This is a genomic window from Pedobacter sp. NEAU-ZC8, from assembly GCF_059278965.1.
Genome location: NZ_JCAJXC010000007.1, coordinates 160,609 through 186,914 on the forward strand (window position 1 = coordinate 160,609; position 26,306 = coordinate 186,914).

A 26,306-nucleotide genomic window follows, 5' to 3' on the forward strand; every position below is an offset into this window, starting at 1 on the left:
ATGGCGGTGTCAATTGAAATGTGTAATCCTGGCTGCTGAGGCCTATTATTAAATTGTATGAAAAAAATCTTATTTACTCTACTCTTCTTTTGTTTAACAGGAAGCGCATTCGCGCAATGGCAGAATGGTCCACTAGGAAATGATTTCAAACTCGGCTTAACCGCACATCCAACCTTCGGCTGGTTAAAACCGGAAGGTGGCAAAGCGGATGGTACCAGTATTGGCTTTTCTTATGGTTTGCTCGGTGATTTCAACTTCGCGGAAAACTATAGCTTCTCTACAGGGTTGACCATCACCACCATCAATGGTAAAAGTACAGAGATCAACCCAGCGCCTTACCATGATGTTAATGACCCGGCAAAGCTTGCTTATGGCCTGAAATACAAGTTGCAGTACATTGAAATTCCATTGACCATTAAGCTTCGGACTTCCAAGGTAGGCGAGTTGGTATGGTACGGACAATTCGGTTTATCTAACGATTTCAACATCGGCGCTAAACAGGATGTCTCTTTATCTGGCAGAAAGATTGTTGAGGACAGGAACATCAAGGATTTAACGAACTTCTACCGAGCGGGATTGATTCTTGGTGCTGGTGGGGAGTTCGACCTGGATACGCATACCAGCGTTTCGGTGGGTTTAACCTTTAACAATGGGTTCACGGATATCAGCGATGACAAGAACCGCAACGTACGTAACCACTATGTGGGATTAAACCTTGCCGTATTCTTCTAAGACCTTATTTGTGGGGCAGCTTGCTTAGGCTGCCCAATATTACTGAATCATATTCTTGAATAATGAAGATAGCCCTTGCTCAGCTGAATTACCAGATCGGTAATTTTGAATTGAATACGAAGAAGATCATTGAAAGCCTGGAAAAAGGAAAGGCAGCAGGTGCCGACCTGGTGGTGTTTGCGGAACTGGCCCTTTGCGGTTATCCGCCCCGCGATTTCCTGGAGTTTGATGAGTTTATAGAGCTTTGTGAGCAATCTGCACAAGAGATTGCTGCACATACCCAGGATATTGCTTGTATCATCGGTTTACCGGTAAATAATCCGCAGATCGCAGGAAAAGATCTTTTTAACGCTGCGTATTTTATAGAAAAAGGGGAGGTAAAGGCTGTAATTAAAAAGGCTTTGCTTCCAAACTATGATATTTTTGATGAATACCGCTATTTTGAACCTGCGCTTACGTTCGATTGTGTCGAATTTATGGGGCACAAAATTGCGGTGACCATCTGTGAGGACCTGTGGAACATTAATGATAATCCGCTTTACGTGTCTAATCCGATGGATGAACTGATCAGACAGCAGCCTTCGCTGATGATCAACATCGCGGCTTCGCCATTCTCTTACCTGCACGATGATGAACGGGTAGAGATCCTGGCGGGTAACGCAAAACAGTACCAGCTGCCCTTGCTGTATGTGAACCAGGTTGGTGCACAAACGGAGATCATCTTTGATGGCGGTTCATTAGCCTTTGATCAGGCGGGCAACCTGCTGGATGAAATGGCATACTTCAAGGAAGATTTTAAAGTTTACGAGTTTGACGGTAAGGGTCTTGGAGGGCTGCAGCAAATTGAACACCAGGCGCTGCCTGACGTGGCACAGATCCATGATGCGCTGATTCTGGGTATTCAGGACTACTTTAAGAAATCCGGTTTTAGCAAGGCTGTATTGGGCCTGTCTGGCGGTATCGATTCGGCTATTGTTTGTGCACTGGCTTGTCGTGCTTTAGGGCCGGAGAACGTGATGGCGGTATTGATGCCTTCGAAATATTCTACGGATCATTCCATAGATGATGCGATGGACCTGGTGAACAACATTGGCTGTATGCATGAGGTGATTCCGATCAAGGATGCTGCGGATGCCTTTGATCAAATGATGGCACCTGTGTTTAAGGATCTGCCGTTTAACGTAACGGAAGAGAACATTCAGGCCCGCTGCCGCGGTATTATCGTGATGGCGATGTCTAACAAGTTCGGCTATATCGTATTGAACACCTCGAATAAGAGTGAGTGTGCGGTGGGCTATGGCACCTTGTATGGCGATATGTGCGGTGCTATTGGTGTGATTGGGGATGTATATAAAACGCAGATCTTCCAACTGGCAAGATATATCAACAAAGACCGTGAAATTATCCCGGAAAATACGATTGTGAAACCACCTTCGGCAGAGCTTAGACCAGACCAGAAAGACTCGGATTCTTTGCCGGATTATGATCAGCTGGACAGGATCCTGCAGTTGTACATTGAGCAGCGGCAATCGTCGAGAGCGATCATTGCACAAGGTTTCGATGAAGCGCTGGTGCGCAAGGTGATCAAGATGGTGAACAACGCGGAGTTTAAGCGCTACCAGACCCCGCCAATTTTGCGGGTGTCGCCAAAAGCTTTTGGTATGGGCAGAAGGATGCCACTTACCGGTAAATACCTTTCTTAGAGCATCCCTGATGCTTTTAAAAGAAAAAGGATAAGCGTTTGCTTATCCTTTTTCTTTTGGGGTGTATTTGATTAAGCTTGTTTTGGCTTCAGCGCCCTTTTACGTCTGTAATCCTGTACAGGAATGATGAAGATCATGACAATGCCGATGAAGCTACCCAGGACTGCTATAATATCTCCATTTTTGGTGTAGAAGGTGATGTCGCTGTTCAGGTTGATGTCTGCTTTAAGCGCGGTTGCTACCCACCATTTACTGCGTTTGGTGATGTCGCCGCGTTGGTCGATGAAAGCGGAAATACCGGTGTTTGCGGAACGCACCACCCATCTTCGGTTTTCAATGGCTCTTAATTTTGCGTACAGCAGATGCTGTTCTTTACCGGAAGTATTACCCCACCAGGCATCGTTGGTGATGACACCGATGAACTGCGCACCATCTTTTACGGAGCGGCGCACCCAGTCACCCCAGATGGATTCATAGCAGATCACGGGATCTACACCCACACCGTTCTGGGAAAAGAATACGCCAGGTTCTTCCTGCCAGCCATAGCCACCGACGCTACCGCCAAGTTCGGAGAATATCGGTGCCAGAAAGGCCAGTGCCGTTGGGAAAGGCATCTGTTCTACACCTGGTACCAGTTTGGATTTATGGTAAAACTGTACGTTGGATGAATTTTCAACCTGGATGGCTGCATTGTAGTTGTCGTAATAAATACCACTTTCATAATCCTTTTTGGCGCTTATCGTGCGCTGGTCGTTGTATTTGTTTAAAGTTTCAATACCTGTGATCAGGTTTCCGTTCTTGTATTTCGATATGAATGCGCGCATGGTGGCGTATTCGCGGCTGTCGCGGATCGTTTCTTCTTCGCTGTACTGTGCCAGGGCGGTTTCCGGCCATAGGAAGTATTCGGTGTTGGGTTGTGCAACGGAGTCAGACAGATGGGTCAGAATACGCATCTGCTCTGCCACCGGAAGATCGCCCAGTTTCTTGTAGGGATCTATGTTGGGTTGCACCGTTACCACGTTTACCGGCATGCTTTTCTCTTCATAGCTGAAGTAGCGGCTCAGCGATATGGCCATGGGTATGATAATCAGGATCAGCCAGAAGATCCCGAGCCTGTAACCGGGGTAACCTTTATAGGCTTTGTATGCTTTAAAGGCTTCAAAAGCCATGATGTTGCTCAATAATATCCAGAGGGAACCGCCGTAAACCCCGGTATATTCATACCATTGCACCAGTTGGTGCATGCTGGCGAAGCCGTTACCCAAGGTCATCCATGGGAAGGCAAGGTCCCAGCTCTGGTGCAGATACTCCATGCCGATGTAGAAACAGATCAGTCCAAGGTAAGCAATCCTGGTGCTGCTGACCTGTGCCAAGCGGAAATACAGCCAGAAGGCGGTGGTCATGAGCAATGCGCCCAATCCAAAAGGAATCAGGCTAACCAGAAATGCTGTGATTGGATCATTGTAAGCAACGATGGCGTTGTACACCCAGTAGATGCTGGCGGTATTCCAGAGCAGGAAGGTTAATCCTGCGGTTCTGAAGATGCGTTTACTGGTTTCAGGCTGCCCATCTTTACATATCGCCTGTAAGGCGATAAACAGGGGCACCAGGCCAATAAGTAATAGCGGAGCGGTAAACGGGATGGGCGGCCATGCGAGCCACATGAGGAAAGCGCTGAGCACTGCCAGCAGGTACGTTTGTTTTTGCGTCATTTATCTTAAAAGCTATCCAGAATACTTGCTTTTTTAGCTTCGTATTCTTCGAGGGTAATCAGCTGTTTATCGTACAGGGATTTTAGTTTTCGCAGTTTCAGCGTGGTTTCGTCTTCAGGCTCTTCAACAGACGCTGCGGCAAGGGCAGGGGTCTGAGAGGTACCTGGTACCGATGGTATCGTTTGCTCCGGCTGCGCCTCGGTAGGAAAACCGTTTGTGGTATTACCAGCAGCAGGCAGCTCCGCATTTTCAACAATTACAGCTTCTTCAAACTGCTCAGTGTCCTGGAATAAAGGTCCTTTTGCTGCTTCCTTGATGCCTTGAGTTTCGCGGGCCAACAGTAATGCCTGTTCTTTGTAGAGCTCCAGTTGCTCAGAAGTAACCTGATATAACTTTCTGGCCTGCACTTTCGGGATGAAGTCGGTGACCAACGGTACGCCCTGAACCGGGGTGCAGGTGAATTTAGCGCCAAACAACTCTTCTTTGAAGGACACCTCATGAATGCTCTTCCAGGAAATGTCTTTGAAGTTCATGGTGATGCCCAGGTTGCCTGGTTCGCAGTAGAAAATGCGTTTGCTGGTTACGGCGATGCAGTCGGGCAGCAAGTTCACAGCAGGTTTCTTCTGTACGGCAATGTAAAGCAGTTCTTCGTTGCTGCTCAGCATGTCGGTAAGTTTTCCAAGGACTTTATCTATAGCTTTCGGGTCTTGTTCATCAAGCAGAAACTTATCAGGTATCATCATGGTGGTCTGTGTGTTTATTTGTAGTCTTTATCCTTTGATTTGCTCTTTTTTTCTTCAGGTTTTCCTGCTACACAAATTACGAATTCTCCTTTCAGGATATTGTTTGTGAAGTGTGATTTTATTTCAGCGATGCTGCCCCGGACGGTTTCTTCATACATCTTGGTAAGCTCGCGGCTTACAGATGCCTGGCGGTCTTCACCGAAGTATTCTTCGAATTCTTCAAGCGTTTTCAGCAGGCGGTGGGGACTTTCGTAAAGCACCATGGTGCGTTCTTCTTCGGCGAGCTTTTTAAGGCGCGTCTGCCGGCCCTTCTTCACCGGCAGGAAGCCTTCGAATACAAAGGCATCTGTGGGTAATCCAGAGTTCACGAGCGCCGGCACGAAGGCTGTGGCACCCGGTAAACATTCTATGGCAATGCCTTCTTTGAGGACCTCCCTGGATAGGAAGAAACCAGGATCTGATATCGCAGGTGTACCGGCATCGGAGATCAGCGCCACCAGCTTGCCTTCTTTTAAGAAACGGATGATCTCTGAGGTCGCTTTATGCTCGTTATGCTGGTGGTGGGAGTAGGCCTTTTTGTCTATGCCGAAGTGTTTTAATAGTGGTGCACTGGTGCGGGTATCTTCGGCTAAAATGACATCAGCTTCCTTCAAAATGCGGATGGCCCTGAAGGTCATATCTTCCAGGTTGCCGATGGGTGTAGGCACCAGAAATAGCTTACCAAACGTATTATTCTCCAAACTCTTGTTATCTTTGGTAAAAAAAAATAATTAATAATGCTGCAAGTTAACTATATCCGTGATAATAGAGAGAAAGTTTTAGAACGCTTAAGTGTACGTAATTTCAAACAGAATGAGGTGGTAGATCAGATCATTCAGCTGGATGAGGAGCGTAAGCAAACCCAAACTTCCCTGGATCAGATATCGGCTATAGCAAACTCCAGCGCACGCCAGATCGGTGAGCTAATGCGTACCGGTAAGAAAGAGGAGGCGGAAGCCTTGAAAGCACAGACCGGCAGCAACAAAGAGCAGATCAAAGGTCTGTCTGAGCAACTGGCCGACATTGAAGCACGATTATTCAACCTGCTGGTACAAGTGCCGAACCTGCCGAATGATCTGGTGAAAGCTGGTACGACCGCGGATGACAATGAAGTGGTTTCGCTGCACGGTGAGCCTGCTGCATTGCCTGAAGGTGCTTTGCCGCACTGGGAGCTTGCTGCAAAGTATGACATCATCGACTTCGAACTGGGGGTAAAGATCACAGGTGCTGGTTTCCCGGTTTACAAGGGTAAAGGTGCGCGCTTACAACGCGCGTTGATCAACTTCTTCCTGGACCATGCTACCGCTGCGGGTTACCGCGAAGTACAGGTGCCGCACATGGTGAACGAGGCTTCAGGCTTCGGAACCGGGCAGCTGCCGGATAAAGAAGGCCAGATGTACCATGCGGGTATGGACAACCTGTACCTGATCCCGACCGCGGAGGTTCCGGTGACCAACCTTTACCGTGATGTGATCCTTAAAGAAGAAGAATTACCTGTTAAGCATACGGCATATACACCATGTTTCCGCCGCGAAGCGGGTTCTTATGGTGCACATGTGCGTGGCCTGAACCGACTGCACCAGTTTGACAAGGTAGAGGTGGTACAGATCGTTCACCCATCTAAATCATACGAAGTGCTTGAAGAAATGAGCAGCTATGTTCAAAGTCTGCTTCAGGAACTTGGTCTGCATTACCGCGTATTACGTCTGTGTGGAGGTGATATGGGCTTTACTTCTGCAATGACCTACGACATGGAGGTTTGGAGTGCAGCGCAACAGCGTTGGTTGGAGGTGTCCTCTGTGTCTAACTTCGAAACCTACCAGGCAAATCGTCTGAAGCTGCGTTTTAAGGGCCAGAGCGGAAAAACACAGCTTGCACATACGCTGAATGGTAGTGCCTTGGCATTGCCTCGGATTGTGGCTTCTATTCTTGAAAATAATCAGACAGATAAAGGGATCAAGATCCCGGAAGCATTAGTGAAATACACAGGCTTCGAGTATATCGACTAAGTGTCCTGCAACAAAAAAAGCCCCTGTTGGATGTTCCAGCAGGGGCTTTTTTATGAGGTAGATGATTATAAGATCAGGATAAGTACCAGAACGATGATGATAATTGCTCCTACAGAAAGGTAAACACCTCCACCCATTGCACGGGCTTGGTTTTTCATTTCTTTAAGTTCTTTACGTAATGCTTTTCTTTCTGATTTAGAAAGGTCCGATTTGTCCATGTTTTTAATCTCTTCCACACGGTCGGTAATTCTTTTCAACTGCACCTGTTGTTCAGCGGTAAGCTCAACTTTGTCCTTACGGTCTGCAGCCATGGTTGGGTTTGCACTAAATCCTAAGATAAATACAAGCGCTAAAGCGTAAACTAATTTTTTCATATGATTTCGTTTTAATTAACTCGCTAAGAACAAAAAACCTACCAAAAAATTAATGTACTCAAAATAGCTGGCTGAAGTGGTCGCTTTACCGCCCGGAAGGTCGTAAATGCAAAAGGCAGTGTGACCTGCCTTTTATAATTTGATTGCCTAAAGATTAATAGTTTAGCTGATCCACAGGCTTAAATTGTCTAGTCTACTAAACAATTATTTAATCTCAAATACTGCGTTGATGGTATAGCTGAGTTTAATTTGCTTGAAGTCGATCTCTGCAGCGGATTCCATATCTGCTGCGGCAGATTTCATCATCATGGTATTTGCCCGATAAGCTTGTGGGAACACTTCATTATTGATCTCCTGAATATCCAGGGCACTGCCCAGCTTATCACCTAAAGACTCTACCAGGAAGGTTGCTTTCTGCTTCGCATTCTGCAGGGCCTTTACTTTAAGCTCCAGCTTCAGTCTCTCGATCTTAGAGTAGTCATAGCTCTCAATGTTCGTGTAGGCGATGCCTTTAGGGTCAATAGCAGCAATGATGTCGTTGTACCTGTTTAGGTCGTTCACCTTCAGGCGGTATTGCTTACTGGCTAAGAATTCCGGGTTCTTCTTCTTATCACGGGTGGCGTAAGCAGAAAGGCTGTTTACCGTAAGGCTTTCTTTAGGAAGACCAGCTTGTTGTACCGCACGGAACAGTTGATTTTCCAGCGTGGTTATTTCTATTCTGTTCTTACTGTTATTATCCTTGAAGTATTCTTTAAGCGAGATACCTACGTAGATGATGTCGGGGGTGACTTCAGATTCGGCAACGCCGCTCACGGTGATCTTCTTACGAAGGTCTACTTGTTGTGCAACAGCGCTCAGGGAAAAAAGGGCAACAAAGGCCAGGGCAAATAGCTTTTTCATATGTTGTGTGTTTATCTGTTAAACGCAGCAAGATATGAAAATGCTACATGCCCGGCTTTATTAGTCCTCGACGATCTCGTTATTGATGCCGATTTCTTCAACAACTTCTTCTTTGAAGTAATGGCTTTGAAAGATCATGATCAGCACAACACCGACAGATATCGCTGCATCTGCAATGTTGAATACTGGCCTGAAAAAGATGTAATCTTCTCCGCCCCAAATGGGCACCCATTCAGGGAATACACCTTCCAGTATTGGGAAGTATAACATATCGACTACACGGCCATGAAAAAGGCCCGCATAGTTCCAGATCACACCGTAAAATACCGAATCAATGATATTACCCAGTGCGCCGGCAAAGATGAGGGCTACATTAAGGATGAGCCCTCTGTGGTACTTGTGTCGGATTAAATAGTGCAGCCCATAGCCGATACCGCCTACAGCTGCAATTCTGAATAAGGATAAAGCCAGCTTACCGAACTCCCCGCCAAATTCCAACCCAAAGGCCATTCCATTATTTTCAGTGTAATGAATGATAAACCATTCTCCAAGGATGTTGAACTCCTGACCCATAGACATATTGGTCTTGATCCAAATCTTGGAAGCCTGGTCAATAAGTAATACTAAAAATATTATTAATAAAGGTTTAGTATAGCCTTTCATTACACCTGCTTCAGTTTTGCTTCCATGCTAAGTGTTGCATGTGGCACAGCCATTAAGCGCTCTTTCTGAATCAATTTACCCGTCTCCCGGCAAATGCCGTAAGTTTTGTTCTCGATACGCACCAATGCATTCTCCAGGTTATCGATAAATTTCTTCTGGCGTGCTGCCAATTGGTTTAATTGTTCTTTCTCCAGCGTTGCTGAACCATCTTCCAGCGTTTTGTAAGTACCTGATGTATCTTCAGTTCCGTTTGAGTTCGGGCTGCTTAGCGAGTTGCTTAATGACAAGAATTCCTCTCTGGCCATGCGTAACTTCTCCTGGATCAATGTTTTGAATTCCTGAAGTTCGCTGTCTGAATACCTTGTCTTCGTAGTCTTTTCCATTATTTTATTTTTTAATTAACAAAATTTGTAGTTCAACGTCATCTATCACTGTTTTGTTTCCATCAACCAGGTTATCTGCTAATATAAGATCATCTGCCAGAATTTCCGAACAAATGTATTCCTTATTTTGCGTCAGCGCTGTTGCTATCAAATCGTGTTTTTGTACTTCCACACGAATCCTGTCGGTAACCTCAAATCCAAGTTCCTTGCGCAGGTTCTGAATTCTGTTGATCAGCTCCCTGGATAAACCTTCCTGCTTAAGCGCTGGCGTGATGGTCACATCCAATGCCACGGTTAGCTTACCCATGTTGGATACCTGCCATCCCGGAATATCCTCGGCAATGATCTCCAGATCAGCAGTAGAGATCATAAAACTCTGCTCCTGAACCTTGATTTCGATCTCACCATTTGCTTCAAGCGTGTTAATGCTTTCCTGATCCAGGCTGGTGATGGCTTCAGCAACTTGCTTCATGCTCTTTCCAACTTTAGGACCTAAAGCCTTGAAGTTCGGCTTGATCTTCTTGGTGATGAACCCAACGGTATCGGTGATGTACTCGATATCCTTGATATTGGTTTCAGAAAGGATCAAATCTTTAACCAGGTCAATACGTGCAGCAAGCTGCTGATCCAATACCGGGATTAAGATCTTCGCTAAAGGCTGACGAACATTGATGGCCGATTTCTTTCTTAGTCCAAGGACCATAGAAGAGATGTTCTGTGCCAGCTCCATGCGGGCATTCAGTTCCAGGTCGATCAGCGATTCATCTGCAGCCTTCCAGAAGGTCAGGTGTACGGATTTCGCAGGTTGATCTTCTGAAACGGTCAGGTTCTGGTACAACCAGTCGGCGAAGAATGGCGCAATAGGCGACATCATTTGCGCGATGCTGGTCAAGCAGGTGTACAAGGTCTCGTAAGCGGCCTTTTTATCTGCGGTCATCTCACCTTTCCAGAAGCGGCGGCGCGATAAACGGATGTACCAGTTGCTCAAATGCTCATCCACGAAGGTCTGGATTGCCCGTGCTGCTCTGGTCGGCTCGTAAGTATTAAAACTTTCATCTACCTCGGCAACCAAGGTCTGTAACAAGGAAAGGATCCAGCGGTCCAGCTCGCTGCGTTCAGCCACTGGAGTCTGGTTATCTTTATCCAGCACAAACTTGTCGATGTTTGCATATAACGCAAAGAACGAGTACGTGTTGTATAAGGTTCCGAAGAACTTACGGCGCACCTCATCCAGGCCGTCTATGTTGAACTTCAGGTTATCCCATGGGGATGCATTGCTGATCATGTACCAGCGGGTGGCATCAGCGCTGTAAGTAGAAATCGTGCTGAAAGGATCGATACCGTTACCAAGACGTTTCGACATCTTGTTACCGTTTTTATCCAGTACCAGTCCGTTAGAAACTACGTTTTTGAAAGCGACACCTGGGTTGCCAACACGTTCGTTGATGGCTTTAATCTCCTCACTGGTTTCACTTAACATCACCGCGATGGCGTGTAAGGTAAAGAACCAGCCACGAGTTTGATCCACACCTTCTGCGATAAAGTCAGCAGGGTAGGCGTTCTCAAACGCTTCTTTATTTTCAAATGGGAAATGCCATTGCGCGTAAGGCATGGCGCCGCTGTCGAACCATACGTCGATCAGATCGGCTTCCCGTCTCATCTTGCGGCCAGTAGGTGATACCAGGATCACATCATCCACATACGGGCGGTGCATATCCTTAAGCTCAAAACTCGCGTCCATGAAACCCGCTTCAACAGATTTCTGGATTTCGCTGTTTAGTTCAGCAATAGAGCCAATGCATAACTCTTCCTGACCGTCCTCTGTGCGCCAGATCGGAAGTGGGGTACCCCAGTATCTCGAGCGTGAAAGGTTCCAGTCTACCAGGTTCTCCAGCCAGTTACCGAAACGACCGGTGCCTGTAGCTTCTGGCTTCCAGTTTATGCCTTTATTCAGTTCAACAAGTTTCTCCTTAACGGCTGTAGTTTTGATAAACCAGCTATCCAAAGGATAATACAATACCGGTTTATCAGTTCTCCAGCAGTGCGGATAACTGTGTTCATATTTTTTTACATCAAATGCTTTGTTGTCCTCTTTAAGCTTGATCGCGATCAGTACATCAGTTGATTTGAAATCTGCAGCATGACGTTCTTCATCGCTGTAGAACTCTTCTTTCACAAAACGGCCAGCGAAGTCCGTTACTTCATCAACAAACTTACCCTGTTTATTCACCAAAGGCAGTTCATTGCCGTAAGCATCCTTAACCATCACTGCAGGTACACCACTTTCACGGGCAACCCTGAAATCGTCTGCACCAAAGGCAGAAGCGATATGTACGATACCCGTACCATCTTCCGTGGTTACATAATCCGCAGGGATCACGCGGAAAGCTTTCTCTTTCAGCTCATCCGAAGTCACGTAATCCATCAGCTGGTGGTAACGCAGACCAACAAGCTCCTTGCCGGTAAACTCCGCTGCAATTTGCCAAGGAATTAGCTTATCACCACCTTTATAGTTTTCGAAGGATAGGCCTTGCGCATCTTTTTTGAAGTGTTTGCCAACAAGATCTTTCGCAACCACCACACTTACCGGCAGGTAGGTGTAAGGATTGAACGTTTTCACTTTCACGTAGCTGATCTTTTCGCCAACCGCTAAAGCACCGTTAGACGGTAAGGTCCAAGGTGTGGTTGTCCAGGCAACGATTGCCGTTTCTTCCGCATCATCTTCAAACAGCACTGGCATCAGTGGATGTTCCTGATCTTTTTTCAGGAAGAACTGTGCGGTGATGGAAGTATCCTTAAGCATCTTGTAAGTGCCAGGCTGATTCAGCTCATGCGAGCTCAGGCCGGTACCAGCAGCAGGTGAATAAGGTTGTATGGTGTAGCCCTTATAGATCAAACCTTTCTCGTAGAAAGATTTTAAGATCCACCAAAGGGTTTCAATGTATTCGTTTTGGTAAGTGATATACGGATTTTCAAGGTCTACCCAATAGCCCATTTTTTCGGTCAGGTCATTCCATACATCGGTGTACTTCATAACCTCTTCCTTACAGGCAGCATTGTATTCCTCTACGGTAATTTTCTTACCGATATCTTCCTTGGTGATGCCGAGTTTTTTCTCCACAGCAAGCTCAATAGGCAAGCCATGGGTGTCCCAGCCACCTTTACGTTTCACCTGAAAACCTTTAAGGGTTTTATAGCGGCAAAAGATGTCTTTTATTGCACGGCCCATTACGTGGTGTATGCCAGGCATACCGTTGGCCGAAGGAGGTCCTTCAAAAAAAGTAAAAGGCTGCGTTTCAGGTCTTGTCGAAATGCTCTTCTCGAAGATTTGTTCTTTCTTCCAAAACGCCAGTATTTCTTCTCCTATTTTAGCTAGTTCCAGTTGTTTAAATTCCCTATACATCAATCCAGTATCTCCAAAAAATTAAGGATGCAAAGTTAAGCTTTTGTATTTAAAAACGGTATTCTTAGTGTTAAATATCAAGCATTTTACGCCTTGGATTGATTTTTGTGCAATGTGTTTCACAGGAATTATTAATTTATACCAAAAACACCATGATTAAAGTTCTCAAACTTCAGAAAGCTGTAATTGCCATTATCCTCGGAATCATTTCTCTTGTCGTATATCTGCTACTTAGAGAACAGAAGGAAGATGTTGCAGTGTACTTTTTAGAAGCTTCGGGATTGCTTTTTATTCTTGGTGCCCTAATGTTTCTTTATCCAATCCTCTTCGCTAAAAAAGATGGAGATGGGGCTGTACAGCTTAACCCGGAGATTGATCCAAATTTACCTGACCCAGATGCGCCGGCAAACGAGCAAATTCGTCCGTGAAAAAGTGTGAAAACTTGTTTTTTATTACTCGCTTTTTAATCAATATGCGCCTCAAAACTGAAGTAGTCATTTGCCGGACCTAACTTTGCCTTACATCAACCAACAACGATATGAAATTGAATTTCAAAACAGGCCTCACATTGGCTTTGTTGTGCGCTACTGCATTGTTCTCCTGTAAGAAAGATCAGGATGAGTTTATACCCGGACCGGAAAAGGCGACCCTGGTTTTAAGTGGAGAGATAACGAAAAATACGGAGCTTACTCCGGATAATAATTATGTTCTAAAAGGAAGAGTGTTCGTAAAGGGTAATGTCGCTTTAACCATCGCTGCAGGTACAACCATTATGGTAGAACCGGCGGAAAAAATGGAAGATAAAGGTGCTTTGATTATCACACGTGGTGCAAAGATCAATGTGAACGGCGACGTTGAAAAACCTGTTGTTTTTACCTCCGCTGCAGCTAAGCCTGCGCCGGGCGATTGGGTAGGCCTAATCGTTTTAGGTAAAGCAGCTACAAACGGCGCTGGTGGTGTAATGCATATCGCCGGAATGGAAGAAACACCTGATACTGAATTTGGTGGCGTTGAAGAAAATGACAATTCCGGTTCCATTAAGTTCCTTCGCCTGGAATACACCGGTGCTTTAAACCCTGAAAACGAAGAAGAATGGGCGATCGATCATGCCAGCGGACTATTGCTTGGCGGTGTTGGATCAGGAACTACCCTGGAAAACGTGATGGTGAAACACTCCAGAGATGACGGGTTCCAGTTCGTAGGTGGTAAAGTAAACGGCAAATTCCTGATCTCTTACGACAATGGTGATGACAACTTCGACTTTGATCGTGGTTATACCGGTCGTCTGCAGTTCGTCATTTCTTACCGTCCTTCGGCATCAAAAGTAGGTATCCGTGCAAATGGCGTAGAGAGCCTGAACGATAAAGATGCCACCGAAGTACTACCATACACCCACCCGGTGATCTCGAACATGACCATTGTGGGCCCTGCGGAAGCGCAACCCGAAACGGACCAAAGTCAAGGCGTGTACATTCGCAAGAACACCAGGTTCACGATCCAGAACTCCATCATCGCTGGTTATACCTATGGCGGTTTGATGTTATGTCCGAAAACAAAACCTTATCTGGTAGACAACTCCGTTCAAGAGAACTCTGAATTCCGATACAATCTGGTTAACGCAGACAATGAAGCCTGGGCCTTTAACTTCGATAGCGGCCCTTCAGGGGTAATCATAAATCCAGATGCCGATGTTGCCAACTGGGCTACGCAAACTGGAAATAAGACCACGAAAACCCGTGCAAATAACAACGAGTTGATCACCGACATCGCTGGTTACATGTTTGGTGGCTTGTATCAGGCAGGTGCTGCACCAGACTTCAGACCACAGGTTGGTTCGCCGGCGCTTAAGGGCGCTAACTTCGGCAGCGTTGGAAAAAATACAGATATGAACGACATGGCCAGAGTAACCTATCGCGGTGCGCTTGGCACAACAGATTCCTGGGCGAACACTGGCAGCTGGGCAAACTGGGACTAAGGGGAAAAATACTGATTTAGAGGTGTTTGTACTTAATTTTAGGCCTTTCAGCGGATTATGTTAAACATTTTTACAGGTTTTTTGGTACTGGATAATGGAAATATAATAACCTGAAAAACAAACTAATATTAACCGAAAACCTAGAAAACAATGAAATTTAAAGCCTTAATGACTCTTGCATTTACCGGGATGGTCTTTGCAGCATGTAGTTCGAACAACAACGGTGAAGGAAGTGGTGATTCAACATCAATGGATACTTCCATGATGGATACCACCATGTCCGACACAAGTATGATGGACACTTCAAATACCGGCACAATGGGCTCTGGTGGTGCATCAGGAACAGGAACAAGTACTAGCGGATCAAGCAGTGGCGGAACAGGCTCAGGTACTGGTGGTACAGGTAGTGGTACAACAACCGGCAGCGGTACTGGCGGCGGCGGCAGCAGTACAGGTACAGGCAGTGGTTCTGGTTCTGGAACTACCGGTGGTGCAGGTACTGGTACAGGATCTGGAACGGGCAGTGGAACCTCTACTGGTGGAACAACCGGCGGATCTGGTTCTGGAACAACAACCCCTCCGGGACAATAAGAAACCTAAAAGCCTACCATATAAAAGCCTGCGCAGATATGTGCAGGCTTTTTTCATTATACAACTACCAATCAATAGCAGGAAGCTCTTATATTCTGAAGTTTTGAATGCGCACGGCGTTGAGGATAGCCAGTAAAGCTACGCCCACATCGGCGATCACGGCCTCCCATAGCGTAGCGACACCTCCGGCACCTAAGATAAGCACCAATACCTTTACGCCCATCGCTAAACAGATGTTCTGCCAAACGATATTTCGGGTAATGTTACCCACTTTGATCAAGGCAGGGATCTTGGAAGGCTGATCATTCTGGATTACGATATCTGCGGTCTCGATCGCCGCATCACTGCCCAATCCGCCCATGGCGATCCCGGCGTCGGCAAGCGCAATAACAGGTGCATCATTCAGTCCGTCGCCAACAAAAGCCACGCGGTGCCCGGCTGCTTTTAAAGCACTCAGCCGTTCTACTTTCTGTTCGGGCATCAAATCTCCGGCGAAGTTTGTAATCCCAAGCGTCCCGGCTACGCTTTCCACCACAGACTGGCGGTCGCCACTAAGCATAACAACTTGCAACCCGGCTTTTTGCAGGGATTGAACGGCATGCTTTGCGTCGGGTTTAAGTTCATCCGCAATACGGAGGTAACCTTCATAAATACCATCTATAGCAACCACAACGATGGTTTCGGCAATCGCATCCAGTGCAGTATCGTAGCTAATGTTGTACTTGTGCAACAATCGCGCATTGCCGATCAGCAGCGAACGTCCATTAACCTGCGCTTTTAAACCAAGTCCTGCAAGCTCTTCCAAGTCCAAAGCTTCCAGCTGCTCATTACCACTAAACGCATCTTTAGCGGATGCGTAAGCCGTAATGGCTACCGCAATGGGGTGACTGGACTTACGCTCCAGGGCCGCAACATATTGCAGAAATGTTTTTTCATCCAGACTAACACACTTAAGCTCCTGCACCTTGAACACACCCAGGGTAAGCGTGCCGGTTTTATCCATCACGATGGTATCTACTTTCGTCATCACATCAAGGAAATTAGCGCCTTTAAACAGCACGCCGTTTTTAGAGGCTAGACCGATACCACCGAAATACCCCAAAGGAATAGAAACCACCAATGCGCAGGGACAGCTGATCACCAGGAACACCAGTCCCCGGTAAAGCCAATCCCTGAAAACATAGGTATCAACCAAAAAGAAGGGGAGTACCACCACGATCAATGCCAGCAGGAAAACAATTGGAGTATAGACTGCCGCAAAGCGGGAGATAAACAGCTGGGTACGTGATTTCCGGGTAGTCGCATCCTGTACCATTTCCAGGATCTTACTTAACTTACTGTCTTTAAACAAGGCTTTAACCTGTACCTGTATCAGCTGATTGAGGTTGATCATGCCAGCATAAACCTGTTCACCTTCAGTCTTCTGTTCGGGCTTAGATTCACCGGTAAGTGCTGCGGTATTAAAGAATGCCTTCTGGCTGCGTAGTACACCATCCAGCGCCAGCTTTTCACCTGGCTTTACCTGAATGGTCTCCTCCAGCGATACTTCCTGTGGTTTTACGGTATGCACCTGTGCGTCGCGGATTACATCTACACGGTCAGGCCTGAAGTCCAGCAAGGCTTTGATGTTGCGTTTGGCTTTATCCACGGCGGCATCCTGAAACCATTCACCAATGGAATAGAATACCATTACCGCAACACCTTCACTATAGGCCCCAATGGCAAATGCGCCAAGGGTAGCTACACTCATCAGCACAAATTCGTTGAAAAAGTCGAAGCGTGAAGCTTTCTTGAACGCCAGGTAAAGCACCGGATATCCGGCCAACAGATAGGCTATAGTATAGATCAGCAGGCTGATCCAGGCATTCAACTCCAGCTCAAAGCCGAGCTCCAGCACCTGCATTGCTACCAGAATGAGCAGTGCCGTGAGCAGCGGCCATTTGCTTAGCCAGCTGTTCTGCGCCTGATCATGGTCGTGATCATGGCTGTGGTCCTGCACATGCTCGTGTTCATTCATCTGTGGCCTCTTTTACCGGAATGCTAAACCAGAAGGTCGAACCTTTTCCAGGTTCACTTGCTACACCAATTTCACCCTTATGCCTTCTAATCACCTCTGCTGCGATGAACAAGCCGAGCCCCAGTCCTGGGTAATTTACATTATGCTCATCTACACGATAAAAGCGGTCAAATATCAAGGGCACTTTTCTTTTCTCTACCCCAATCCCAAAATCTGTTACATGCACACTGGCCATGCCCTGGTGTTCAGAGAGGCGTATTTGCACGAGGTCGCTGTCAGGCGAATATTTGATTGCATTTGTAATCAGGTTGCTCATAACCTGTTCCAAACGATCACGGTCAGCATAGACAATAATGTCGTCCGAACCGGATACCTCGATCTGTACCTCACCACGTTGTTCGAGGGCATGTTGGGTGCAGGTTTGCACCAGGCCAAGCAGCGAAAAATATGTTTTCTGTAGCTTAAGCTCTCCTGCCTGTATATTTGTACCATCCAGCAGCTGGTCTACAAGGATGTTGAACTTGTCAACCTGTGCTGCGGCTTTTGCAGTCAGTTCTTTTAACCTTTCTATTTCACCTTTGGAAGCTGAGCGTTCCAGAATCTGGATGATTCCTTTGATGCTCGTGAGAGGTGTTTTTAACTCGTGGCTTGCAATTGCTATAAATTCATCTTTTTTGCGCACAAGTTCGCGGGTTTGGCGTTCCACATGCTTCTCTGCACTGATGTCCAGTACAGTTCCAATGAAGCGGGTTGCGATCTTTTCTTTATTGAAGTACGCTTTACCCTTGGATTTTATCCAGCGTTCCTTGCCATCACCGAGATCGACCAGGCGGTATTCAACGTTGAAATTGCCATTGTTGTCTCCAACAAGACTCTTATGCGTTGCGAAGGCTATCATATCGCGGTCTTCAGCAAGAATCTGGTTCAGGTATCGGGAATAATCCACATGTTCACCTGAGGTAAAGCCATGGAGTAGTTTACATTTTTGATCCCAGATCAACTCACCCGATAAGGGGTTAAAGTCCCAGGAGCCCACACCGGCAGATTCCATCGCAAAATGCAGACGTTCCTGACTTTCCGCCAGCATGCGCTCGGCATCCAGCAGCCCTTCCTCCACTCTACGTCGATCCGTAATGTCATGAATGGCTAATATGATCACTTTATCCTGATTATGCGGTGTAAACAGCCTTGCCGAGAGCATCAAGATGCGTCGTCCAATGCTGAAGTTGTAATCGATCTCAAAATCCTTTACAAAACCTTGTTTCGGCAATACCGATAGCAGCTGGTTCTTGAGCGATGGAATTTTCCATTGGCGGCTTCCAAGGTCATAGATATATTTCCCTTCAACCTCTTCCTCATGTAATCTGAAGAGCCGGTAAAAGCCGTCCGTCGCGCGCAGCACCTTTAACTCCGCATCCAGAATTAATAAGGGATCATGGATGGTATTGAAGATCTCTTCGTTATATCGCCTGGCATTGTTCAGCTGCTCGTTACGGTCCAGCAACTCGGTGTTGATGATGGTAATTTCTTCATTGGTGCTTTGTAGCTCCTCCTTGGAGCTCTCGAGCTCTTCGTTTAAACTCTGTAGTTCTTCATTGCCTGAGAGCAATTCTTCGTTGGCACTCTGTAGTTCTTCATTTGCAGCTTCCTGTACTTCGGTAATGGCACGCATGTCCTCACGGGTTTGCGACAACTCCTTTTCCAGCTGTGCATTGCGTTCAATTAAGGTCTTAATGCTGGCATTGTCCAGCTCAGAAGGCTCCGAAGAAAGCGTTATGGCCACCGGCTGTATGCTGGTTTGAAAAAGGATCAGAAAATGCGTTTCTTCCATCTCCGTGATGGGAATTACGTTAATATCTGCATATTGTTGCTGATCATTTATTTTGAAGAAAACTTGTTCTTTACGTGCCGGCACCTGGCTGGTTTTCGCCAGATGGAGTAAGTTCCGGAGTTCAAATGCGAGACCTTCCCTGGCAAGTTTCAACACGTTGAAGCTTGGTTTTCCAGGAGCAACAACAAGCCATTGATCTGTTTTACCGCGGAACTCCAGGACGTCAAAACTTGGGTTCACCAAGACGCCTGAAGGGGTAAATTGTGACAACAGTATATTGTCTGCCAGGCTGTGAACATCTTTGGCGCGCGTGCTCAGTTCCGTTTCCTGATCAAAATCCCGTAGCGCTCTTTCTGTGATGTTTGTAGTAATGTTCCGGTATCTTCCTTTTGGCCCTTTCGTCTGATAAATCTTCTCATGCGCGAAGGCTGGTGCGAACAGGTCAGCACTTCCACCCACACTTTCGGATTTGCCAAGCATAAGATAACCATATTCATTCAAACCGTAATGGAAGGTGGACAGCGCTCTCTTCTGAAGTATGGGATCCAGATAGATCAGTACGTTGCGGCAACTTACCAGATCCAGGTTCGAAAAGGGCGGATCCTTTAACAGGTTATGATGTGCAAACACACACATGTCACGCAGCGCTTTATTAACCTGGTAATTACCATCAATCTTATTAAAAAACTGAAGGATTTGTTGTGTAGAAAGCCCGCCAAGTTCACTTTGCTTGTATATTCCAGATCTTGCCTTGGCAATTGCCGTTTCGGAGATGTCAGTCGCAAAGATCTGGATCTTGCGGCTATAGGCGCTATCACCTAAATGTTCCTGAATGCAAATTGCCAGGGTATAGGCCTCTTCTCCACTGGCGCAACCGGCTACCCAGATGCGCAGTGGATCAAAAGCACTCTTTCTGCCTAAGATTCCTGGTAACACATCGGTACAAACCACTTCAAAGCTCTTAGTATCTCTGAAAAAGCTCGTTACGGAGATCAGCATATCGTTATAAAGCTGATCCTGTTCCGTTTTATTATCCCTTAAAAAGCGCAGGTATTCCTCCGCACGATCGATTTTGTTGAGCGCCATGCGACGGATGATCCTGCGTTTTATCGTGCTCTGTTTATAATTCGAAAAATCTACCCCACGGCGGATCCGGAGTACCGTAAGCAGCTGTTTGAAGACTTCTTCGTCTGCTTCCGGTGTATGTTCCTTGATTTCTTCTGGGGTATATGAGGTATGAAAAAGTTGATTGATCTGCAGGAGCTTAGGTACAATCGCATTTGCAGGAAGCACAAAGTCTACTGCGCCAGAGTTAATTGCGCTCTGTGGCATGCTTCCATGTGTGGCCGAGTGTGCTTCCTGTGCAAACGTTATACCGCCACTGGCTTTGATGACCTGCAGACCCAATGTGCCATCGTCCATCGTGCCAGAAAGGATTACCCCGACGGCAAAACTTTGATGCACAATACCAAGCGATGAAAAGAACCGGTCGATCAGCTTAATGCGGCGGTTCTTAACGGTTTCAAGGCTCAGCTTGCCATCTACCGTGGTCAGCATGCGGTTCGGTGGAATTACGTAAACCCGGTTAGGTTCAAGCTTCACATCATCGGTAATAAACAGTACAGGAATGGCGCAAAATTGCGACAAGAGGTCGGGCAGGGTGCTTTCGTGTTTCGGACTCATGTGCTGCAACAGCACATAAGCCATATTAGAATCCGCGGGTATGCCTTGTAAAAATTCCCTGAAAGCGGTGAGCCCACCCGCAGAAGCACCGACACCTACAACCGGGAAAGTCTGTGTAGAGGTATCATCCATCTTTTTATCCTGTTCTGAAGCTGATTTCATTTATGACCTGTAAAATTGTTTAACGTACGCGGCTAAAGATAGTTTTAATAAATAGAACAGGCTACTGGAGTTAAAATTACCAAGGCCCTGGCAAGGTCTTGGCAGGGCCTTAACATGGCTCCAGGGGGTTGACAAGGCCTTGTGAAGGCCTTGTCAACCCCCTGTCAACCCCTTGTTAACCATACCCCTTCTATTTATGGGGTGGGTTCATCTGGTGGATGTCAAACCGCTCACCTTTAGGCAGGATGGTAAGTTTCATATTTCTAATGCTGATTGCCTGATGCTTGTCGAACTCGGTGATGTTATTGCCAAAGCTTTCCTTCCCATCCAAAATCAGGACAACACCTTTGCCGGCTACCCTGGCTTCGGTGCCATTTTCAACGATCACGGCGGTATCTTCCTCAATACCCCAACCAACGGTGGAAAGGTTTGTTGCAACGACCTGAGCGAGGCGGGCAATGCGGCCACGGGCTACGAAGTGTGTGTCGATGCAAACGTCTCTTAAGAACTCGAAACCTGTGGTAATCTTCACCTCTCCGGCGATCATCTCATCAGCCCCGGTACCCGCAAAGATCATCGGGGTTGACAGGACCATTGCGCCTGCGCTGGTGCCGCCAATTATTAAGCCCTCGTAGATGTAGCGGTGCTTAAGCAGGAATAGAAAACCGGTACCCCCGTAAACAGAGGTCAGCTTCAGCTGGTCGCCACCTGCAAAGAATACGGCGTCAGCCGCCTTGATCCGCTGTTCAACTTCCTCCGGCTTGATGTCTTCCCTGCGGTCATGATGTATGTGGTTGACAGTACAGGAAATGTGTTTTTCAAAAATTGCCCGGTATTCATTGAACGTGTCTTCTACGTCAACGGAACCTGCGGAGGTGACCAGTTCAATCACCGGATTTTCAACCTCAATAAGCTCAACATAGTCTTTCAAAATGGCTTCCCGTTCTTTTCCGCCGCCTATAATCATGAGTTTGCCCGTTGGTGTAGGGCAATCATTGTCTTGCTGATACTTTCTTAATTCTTCAACTTCCATTGGTAACTTAATTAGATGTAACTACAAGGTTAACCGCTGTTGCTTATTGTATTGTTTTCTGGCCCTCTAAATCGCGTAAATGCTGAAGTGTTTTACAGGTAGTTATTTCTGGTTTTGAGGTAGATATCCTACAAACGTCTGAGGCTGTCAAATTGTTGGGTAGTCTCCAGCTTTAAAGATCATGCAAATTATACAGACAAATGTTATGCGGGGCCCAAACTTCTGGTGTCCAAACCGGCATAAATTAGTAGTAATGTCCATCGCCTTGGACGAATCTGAATTCCTGAACACGGATGCAATTAACCGGATCCTGGCAGGTAAGACCGCAATGTTCCCTTATTCGCGGCGCTGCCAGCCTTTTAACACGCTTGTTGAACTGACGGGCCAGCTCGTACTGGAACTCCAGGCTTTGGTGGGGCTGGATTGTGCTTATTTCAAAGTGCATGGCACCTGTAATCCAAATCGCTTTTACCTGGTTTATTCTTATGGCGAGGAGGTGTCAGGCCTTTATGCCGGAAACTTAGCCGTCCGCATTGCGGAGGCCTTGAAGAATGAGCAGCCCTTCCCATTACCGCCTGAACTGGAGGAGCTGAAAAGATTGTACCGGAATGCGCAACTTGGTCCAAGTACCCGCGCCATTGTTGAAGAAGCACTAAAGCGCGGCATACCTTATCGAAGACTGGATAAGCACTCCTTAATTCAGCTTGGGCATGGCTGTAATCAGAAAACCTTCAGGGCTACGGTAGCCTGCACAACGAATGGCCTGGCTGTAGAGCAGGCCAGTGATAAGGATGGTACGAAACGCATATTGGCTGAAAATCATATCCCGGTACCGAAAGGTATGGTGATCACTAAAAAGACTTCCCTTGCAAACTGTATGGATAACCTGAGATTTCCATTGGTGGTAAAGCCGCTGGATGGTAACCACGGCAGGGGTATTACTACGTACATCACCAACGAGCAGCAACTCGAACATGCCTTTGATTATGCTAAAAAGCATTCGGAGGAGGTTATTGTGGAGCAGCATATCCATGGCAGGGACTACCGCTTTCTGCTGGTGAACTTCAAGCTTGTGGCAGTAGCTATGCGTTTACCTGCCCGCGTTGTGGGTGATGGGCGTTCGAGCATTCGTACCCTGGTGGATCTAGTGAATAAAGATCCAAGAAGAGGACAGGGGCATGAAAAGGAATTGACGGTCATCCGGCTAGATGATGCGACAATAAGCCGTTTGGCCAGTCTTGGTTATACGCCGGAAGATGTTTTGCCTGCAAAGCAGGTGCTTGACCTTAAAGATACCGCCAACATCTCTACCGGGGGCACTGCAGAAGATGTGACGGATCTGGTACATCCGGATAATGTGTTCCTTGCCGAACGTGTTGCCCGCTTAATGGATTTGGATATCTGTGGTATCGACATTATGACGCCAGATGTTGCCCAGCCGATTACCGCAACGCATGGCGCTGTACTGGAAGTAAATGCCGGGCCGGGCTTAAGGATGCACCTTGCGCCCACAGTTGGTCGGGGCAGAAATGTGGCTGCGCCAATTATCGACATGCTCTACCCGCCGGAAAGTACCTCCAGAATTCCAATTGTGGCGGTAACCGGAACGAATGGTAAAACCACAAACACCCGGTTAATTGCACACCTGGTAAAAGCTGCAGGACTGAAGGTGGGCTTCACGGCAACCGAGGGTATTTACCTGGTCGGGCATCTGGTAGCCGCCGGGGATTGTAGTGGACCTGCCAGTGCAGCAGCTGTGCTGCGGGATCCCTTTTTGGAGTTTGCGGTACTGGAATGCGCCAGAGGGGGGATTTTAAGGAGCGGTTTAGGTTTCGACGAATGCAGCGTAAGCATTGTGACGAACATCTCCAGTGACCACCTGGGCCTGAAAGACATTGAAACGGTAGAACAGCTTGCAAAGGTTAAGCGTGTAGTGCCGGTTAGTACAAGTACCCATGGCTGTGCCATCTTAAATGCAGATGATGATTTGGTATTTGCCATGCGCGAAGGTTTAACATGCAAAGTGGCACTCTTCAGTTTAGACATCAATAATCCAAGGATCGTGGAGCATGTGCGGGCAGGTGGTCTGGCAGCGAGTATCGATCAGGGTTACTTTGTGATCATTGATCAGCAACAACATATACCGGTAGCAAGGGTGTTTGATGTACCTCTTAGCCACGAAGGACGGTCGGAATGTATGATGATGAACATCTTGCCTGCTTTGATTACGGCGCAGCTATACAAGTTCCCGCTGACGATCATTAAGGATGCACTTACTGCATTTATTCCCTCTGCAGAGCACACACCAGGTAGGATGAATGTGTTTAACATCAAAGATATCACCTTGCTTGTTGATTACGCCCATAATGAAAGCGGCTATCTGGAGCTGAAAAAATATGCTGCAAAGGTTGCTGCCTCCAGGAAAACGGGAATCATCGCTTGTCCGGGTGATCGGCGCAGGGAAGATATTGTAGCTATGGGCAGATGTGCTGCGGAAATCTTTGATCAGCTGATCATAAGGCATGATGAAGAATACCGCGGACGTTCAAATGAAGAGATCACGGCTTTGTTGATGGAAGGTGTACAGTCTGTAGACCCCGGCAAGCCTGTGGAGGTGATCTCGAATGAGTTGGATGCCCTGGACCATGCACTTGAACATGCCATCCCGCAGGAATTTATTTTCTTCAACCCGGAACATGTCATGGAGACACTGCAATGTGTAAAGGAGATTGAGAAACCATATGCCCTGCAATGATTAGCTTTGTAGGTAGTTTTACTATTATTCTATTTTGCGCAAACAGGTAGAATTACGATTTGTTATTTTGGTATCATCAGGCTCCTAATACAATGTTCTCGAAGATTTCGAGATCCGACATATTTGGATGGTGACAATTCTGGATCAGGAAAAGTTACGATTGTTAATATGAGAATTGCTTTTGTAATCAGATTTTGATGAGCTTGTGTTAGTATGATTAATCCAGTAATTATTTAAATTCGTTAAAGTAAATAGTTTATTTTCTCTCCACTAGTTATTGTATGGGAAAGATAGTGGGAGATCAACTCAAGTAAGCTGTGCCAAAAGCGCATTTAAACAGGTAATATTACTTATTTTTGAAGTAAATGTACGTGTAGAATTAAATTCTGAACTTTTGTAGATTTGCTTTCCAATCATTGGTAAACGGTGTCCCCGGGTTATACTTTGGTTAGAAAAAGTAATAACGGACACTCATGGAAGGTAAAATACTGATAATAGATGATGAGGAATCCATTCTGGATGTAATGACGGAATGTTTTGCTGAAGAAAATTTTGAGGTTAAAACCTTACTAGCGGTAAATAATGTTGTTGCTGAAGTTAATGATTTTGCGCCAGATGTAGTGATTGTTGATTTTTTACTTCGGGGTTTAAATGGAGGTGAGTTGTGTCACGAGATCAAGATGGCAAAACCGACACTGCCAGTCGTAATCATCTCTGCTTTCCCAAAGCACACGCTATCATTAGGGCGCTACAACTGTGACTTATTTATTGCTAAGCCTTTTGACATCTTTGACTTAGTTGAGCGGGTGAAATTGTTGAAAAATAATTGTAAATTAGGTAGTTACGAAAACTCTTTGCATAAACAAAAAATAAAATAAAACAGAAGAAAGATGAATGTGATTTTAGCTGAAGATGATAATTTGGTTAGAGATGGCATAAGGTTATTGTTGGAGACACATGAAGGTTTCAATGTTATTGGCGAAGCCCATAACGGGCTGGAGGCAATTGAGTTGTTAAAAAACGGCAATAAGCCCGATGTTATCCTCGCTGACATAAATATGCCGGACATGGACGGAATTGAGCTGATCAAAGCCGTTAAGGGGTTTGATCCTAAAATTCAGGTGGTAATGCTTTCCATGCTGGACAATGAAAAGTACATGATCCAGTCCTTCTCTGAAGGTGCTTCCGGGTACCTTTTGAAAACTGTAAGTCCGGATGAGCTAATCTTCTCTCTGCGGCAGGTAGTGTCTGGCGAAAGATACATCAGCTCAGACCTGTCTTTCGGCCTGCTGGAACGATCTTCAAAACGACCGCCAGCCTTGGCAACCGAACCAGTGAATTTACATCTGAACAGTCGTGAATTGGAAATCCTTAAACTTATCGGTGAGGGCTTGACCAACAGCGAAATGGGCGAGAAGTTGTTCATCAGCCGTAGAACGGTTGAAGGACATCGCCAGAACCTTATGGATAAGACGGGCTGTAAGAACACCGCTACACTCATTAAATATGCCGTGTTAAACAGGCTCATCTAAAAAGATTTACATGGGGTTGTAGTTGCAGCCCCTTTCTACTTCCCTTTTTCACAGGCTTCCTTGCTT

20 protein-coding genes are annotated in these 26,306 nt (G+C 46.4%); 9 read left to right on the forward strand and 11 right to left on the reverse strand.

Annotated features, from left to right (window positions below):
• Nucleotides 1-57: 57 nt before the first annotated feature.
• A complete protein-coding gene (locus AC5WJX_RS07885) occupies nucleotides 58-732 on the forward strand; it encodes a porin family protein (RefSeq protein WP_494484080.1) in 675 nt (224 codons plus the stop codon).
• 62 nt (nucleotides 733-794) lie between these two features.
• Complete coding sequence (locus AC5WJX_RS07890; RefSeq protein ID WP_494484081.1) at nucleotides 795-2,435, forward strand: NAD+ synthase; 1,641 nt, start codon at nucleotides 795-797, stop codon at nucleotides 2,433-2,435.
• Nucleotides 2,436-2,506: 71 nt separating this feature from the next.
• Here the strand turns inward: AC5WJX_RS07890 and lnt are convergent, their stop codons facing one another.
• From lnt to rsmI, 3 genes are read right to left on the reverse strand one after another with little or no spacing between them, the layout of a single operon-like run.
• Nucleotides 2,507-4,147 (reverse strand): apolipoprotein N-acyltransferase, encoded by a 1,641-nt coding sequence (gene lnt, locus AC5WJX_RS07895; RefSeq protein WP_494484082.1) that lies wholly within the window; start codon nucleotides 4,145-4,147, stop codon nucleotides 2,507-2,509.
• Between the two features lie 5 nt (nucleotides 4,148-4,152).
• Nucleotides 4,153-4,890, reverse strand: a complete 738-nt coding sequence (locus tag AC5WJX_RS07900) for a PH domain-containing protein (RefSeq protein ID WP_494484083.1) — start codon at nucleotides 4,888-4,890, stop codon at nucleotides 4,153-4,155.
• A 14-nt stretch (nucleotides 4,891-4,904) separates the two neighbouring features.
• Nucleotides 4,905-5,630 (reverse strand): 16S rRNA (cytidine(1402)-2'-O)-methyltransferase, encoded by a 726-nt coding sequence (gene rsmI / locus AC5WJX_RS07905; protein ID WP_440428241.1) that lies wholly within the window; start codon nucleotides 5,628-5,630, stop codon nucleotides 4,905-4,907.
• A 36-nt stretch (nucleotides 5,631-5,666) separates the two neighbouring features.
• Between rsmI and serS the strand changes: the two genes are divergently transcribed.
• Nucleotides 5,667-6,938: a serine--tRNA ligase gene (serS, locus tag AC5WJX_RS07910; protein WP_494484084.1), complete on the forward strand. Its 1,272-nt coding sequence runs from the start codon at nucleotides 5,667-5,669 to the stop codon at nucleotides 6,936-6,938.
• A 65-nt stretch (nucleotides 6,939-7,003) separates the two neighbouring features.
• On the opposite strand, the gene AC5WJX_RS07915 is transcribed toward serS, so the two are convergent.
• From AC5WJX_RS07915 to ileS, 5 genes are all read right to left on the reverse strand, one after another.
• Nucleotides 7,004-7,312 carry a hypothetical protein gene (locus AC5WJX_RS07915; protein ID WP_440428239.1) on the reverse strand — a complete coding sequence of 103 codons (309 nt, stop codon included), beginning with the start codon at nucleotides 7,310-7,312 and terminating at the stop codon, nucleotides 7,004-7,006.
• Nucleotides 7,313-7,516: 204 nt separating this feature from the next.
• Complete coding sequence (locus AC5WJX_RS07920) at nucleotides 7,517-8,212, reverse strand: SIMPL domain-containing protein (RefSeq protein ID WP_494484085.1); 696 nt, start codon at nucleotides 8,210-8,212, stop codon at nucleotides 7,517-7,519.
• Between the two features lie 60 nt (nucleotides 8,213-8,272).
• Entirely contained in the window at nucleotides 8,273-8,875 is a 603-nt protein-coding gene (locus AC5WJX_RS07925) for a lipoprotein signal peptidase (protein WP_440428237.1), read from the reverse strand.
• Complete coding sequence (locus AC5WJX_RS07930) at nucleotides 8,875-9,258, reverse strand: TraR/DksA family transcriptional regulator (protein WP_494484086.1); 384 nt, start codon at nucleotides 9,256-9,258, stop codon at nucleotides 8,875-8,877. The genes AC5WJX_RS07925 and AC5WJX_RS07930 overlap by 1 nt, the downstream gene beginning before the upstream one ends.
• A 4-nt stretch (nucleotides 9,259-9,262) precedes the next feature.
• Entirely contained in the window at nucleotides 9,263-12,661 is a 3,399-nt protein-coding gene (gene ileS, locus AC5WJX_RS07935; protein WP_494484087.1) for an isoleucine--tRNA ligase, read from the reverse strand.
• Between the two features lie 152 nt (nucleotides 12,662-12,813).
• Between ileS and AC5WJX_RS07940 the strand changes: the two genes are divergently transcribed.
• From AC5WJX_RS07940 to AC5WJX_RS07950, 3 genes are all read left to right on the forward strand, one after another.
• Complete coding sequence (locus tag AC5WJX_RS07940; RefSeq protein WP_494484088.1) at nucleotides 12,814-13,089, forward strand: isoleucyl-tRNA synthetase; 276 nt, start codon at nucleotides 12,814-12,816, stop codon at nucleotides 13,087-13,089.
• A gap of 110 nt (nucleotides 13,090-13,199) precedes the next feature.
• Nucleotides 13,200-14,636, forward strand: coding sequence for a beta-helix domain-containing protein (locus AC5WJX_RS07945; RefSeq protein WP_494484089.1), 1,437 nt, complete (start codon nucleotides 13,200-13,202; stop codon nucleotides 14,634-14,636).
• 150 nt (nucleotides 14,637-14,786) lie between these two features.
• Nucleotides 14,787-15,227 carry a hypothetical protein gene (locus tag AC5WJX_RS07950; RefSeq protein ID WP_494484090.1) on the forward strand — a complete coding sequence of 147 codons (441 nt, stop codon included), beginning with the start codon at nucleotides 14,787-14,789 and terminating at the stop codon, nucleotides 15,225-15,227.
• An 88-nt stretch (nucleotides 15,228-15,315) separates the two neighbouring features.
• On the opposite strand, the gene AC5WJX_RS07955 is transcribed toward AC5WJX_RS07950, so the two are convergent.
• The 3 genes from AC5WJX_RS07955 to AC5WJX_RS07965 all read right to left on the reverse strand — a co-directional run bounded on the left by AC5WJX_RS07955 (nucleotide 15,316) and on the right by AC5WJX_RS07965 (nucleotide 21,953).
• Entirely contained in the window at nucleotides 15,316-17,244 is a 1,929-nt protein-coding gene (locus tag AC5WJX_RS07955) for a heavy metal translocating P-type ATPase (RefSeq protein ID WP_494484091.1), read from the reverse strand.
• Nucleotides 17,237-20,920 (reverse strand): CheR family methyltransferase, encoded by a 3,684-nt coding sequence (locus tag AC5WJX_RS07960; protein WP_494484092.1) that lies wholly within the window; start codon nucleotides 20,918-20,920, stop codon nucleotides 17,237-17,239. The genes AC5WJX_RS07955 and AC5WJX_RS07960 overlap by 8 nt, the downstream gene beginning before the upstream one ends.
• A gap of 190 nt (nucleotides 20,921-21,110) precedes the next feature.
• Nucleotides 21,111-21,953 carry a cyanophycinase gene (locus tag AC5WJX_RS07965; RefSeq protein ID WP_494484093.1) on the reverse strand — a complete coding sequence of 281 codons (843 nt, stop codon included), beginning with the start codon at nucleotides 21,951-21,953 and terminating at the stop codon, nucleotides 21,111-21,113.
• A 181-nt stretch (nucleotides 21,954-22,134) separates the two neighbouring features.
• On the opposite strand from AC5WJX_RS07965, the gene cphA reads away from it, so the two are divergent.
• From cphA to AC5WJX_RS07980, 3 genes are all read left to right on the forward strand, one after another.
• Nucleotides 22,135-24,708 carry a cyanophycin synthetase gene (gene cphA, locus AC5WJX_RS07970; protein ID WP_494484094.1) on the forward strand — a complete coding sequence of 858 codons (2,574 nt, stop codon included), beginning with the start codon at nucleotides 22,135-22,137 and terminating at the stop codon, nucleotides 24,706-24,708.
• Between the two features lie 473 nt (nucleotides 24,709-25,181).
• A complete protein-coding gene (locus AC5WJX_RS07975; protein ID WP_494484095.1) occupies nucleotides 25,182-25,586 on the forward strand; it encodes a response regulator in 405 nt (134 codons plus the stop codon).
• A 12-nt stretch (nucleotides 25,587-25,598) separates the two neighbouring features.
• Complete coding sequence (locus AC5WJX_RS07980; RefSeq protein ID WP_494484096.1) at nucleotides 25,599-26,240, forward strand: response regulator transcription factor; 642 nt, start codon at nucleotides 25,599-25,601, stop codon at nucleotides 26,238-26,240.
• Nucleotides 26,241-26,306 lie beyond the last annotated feature (66 nt).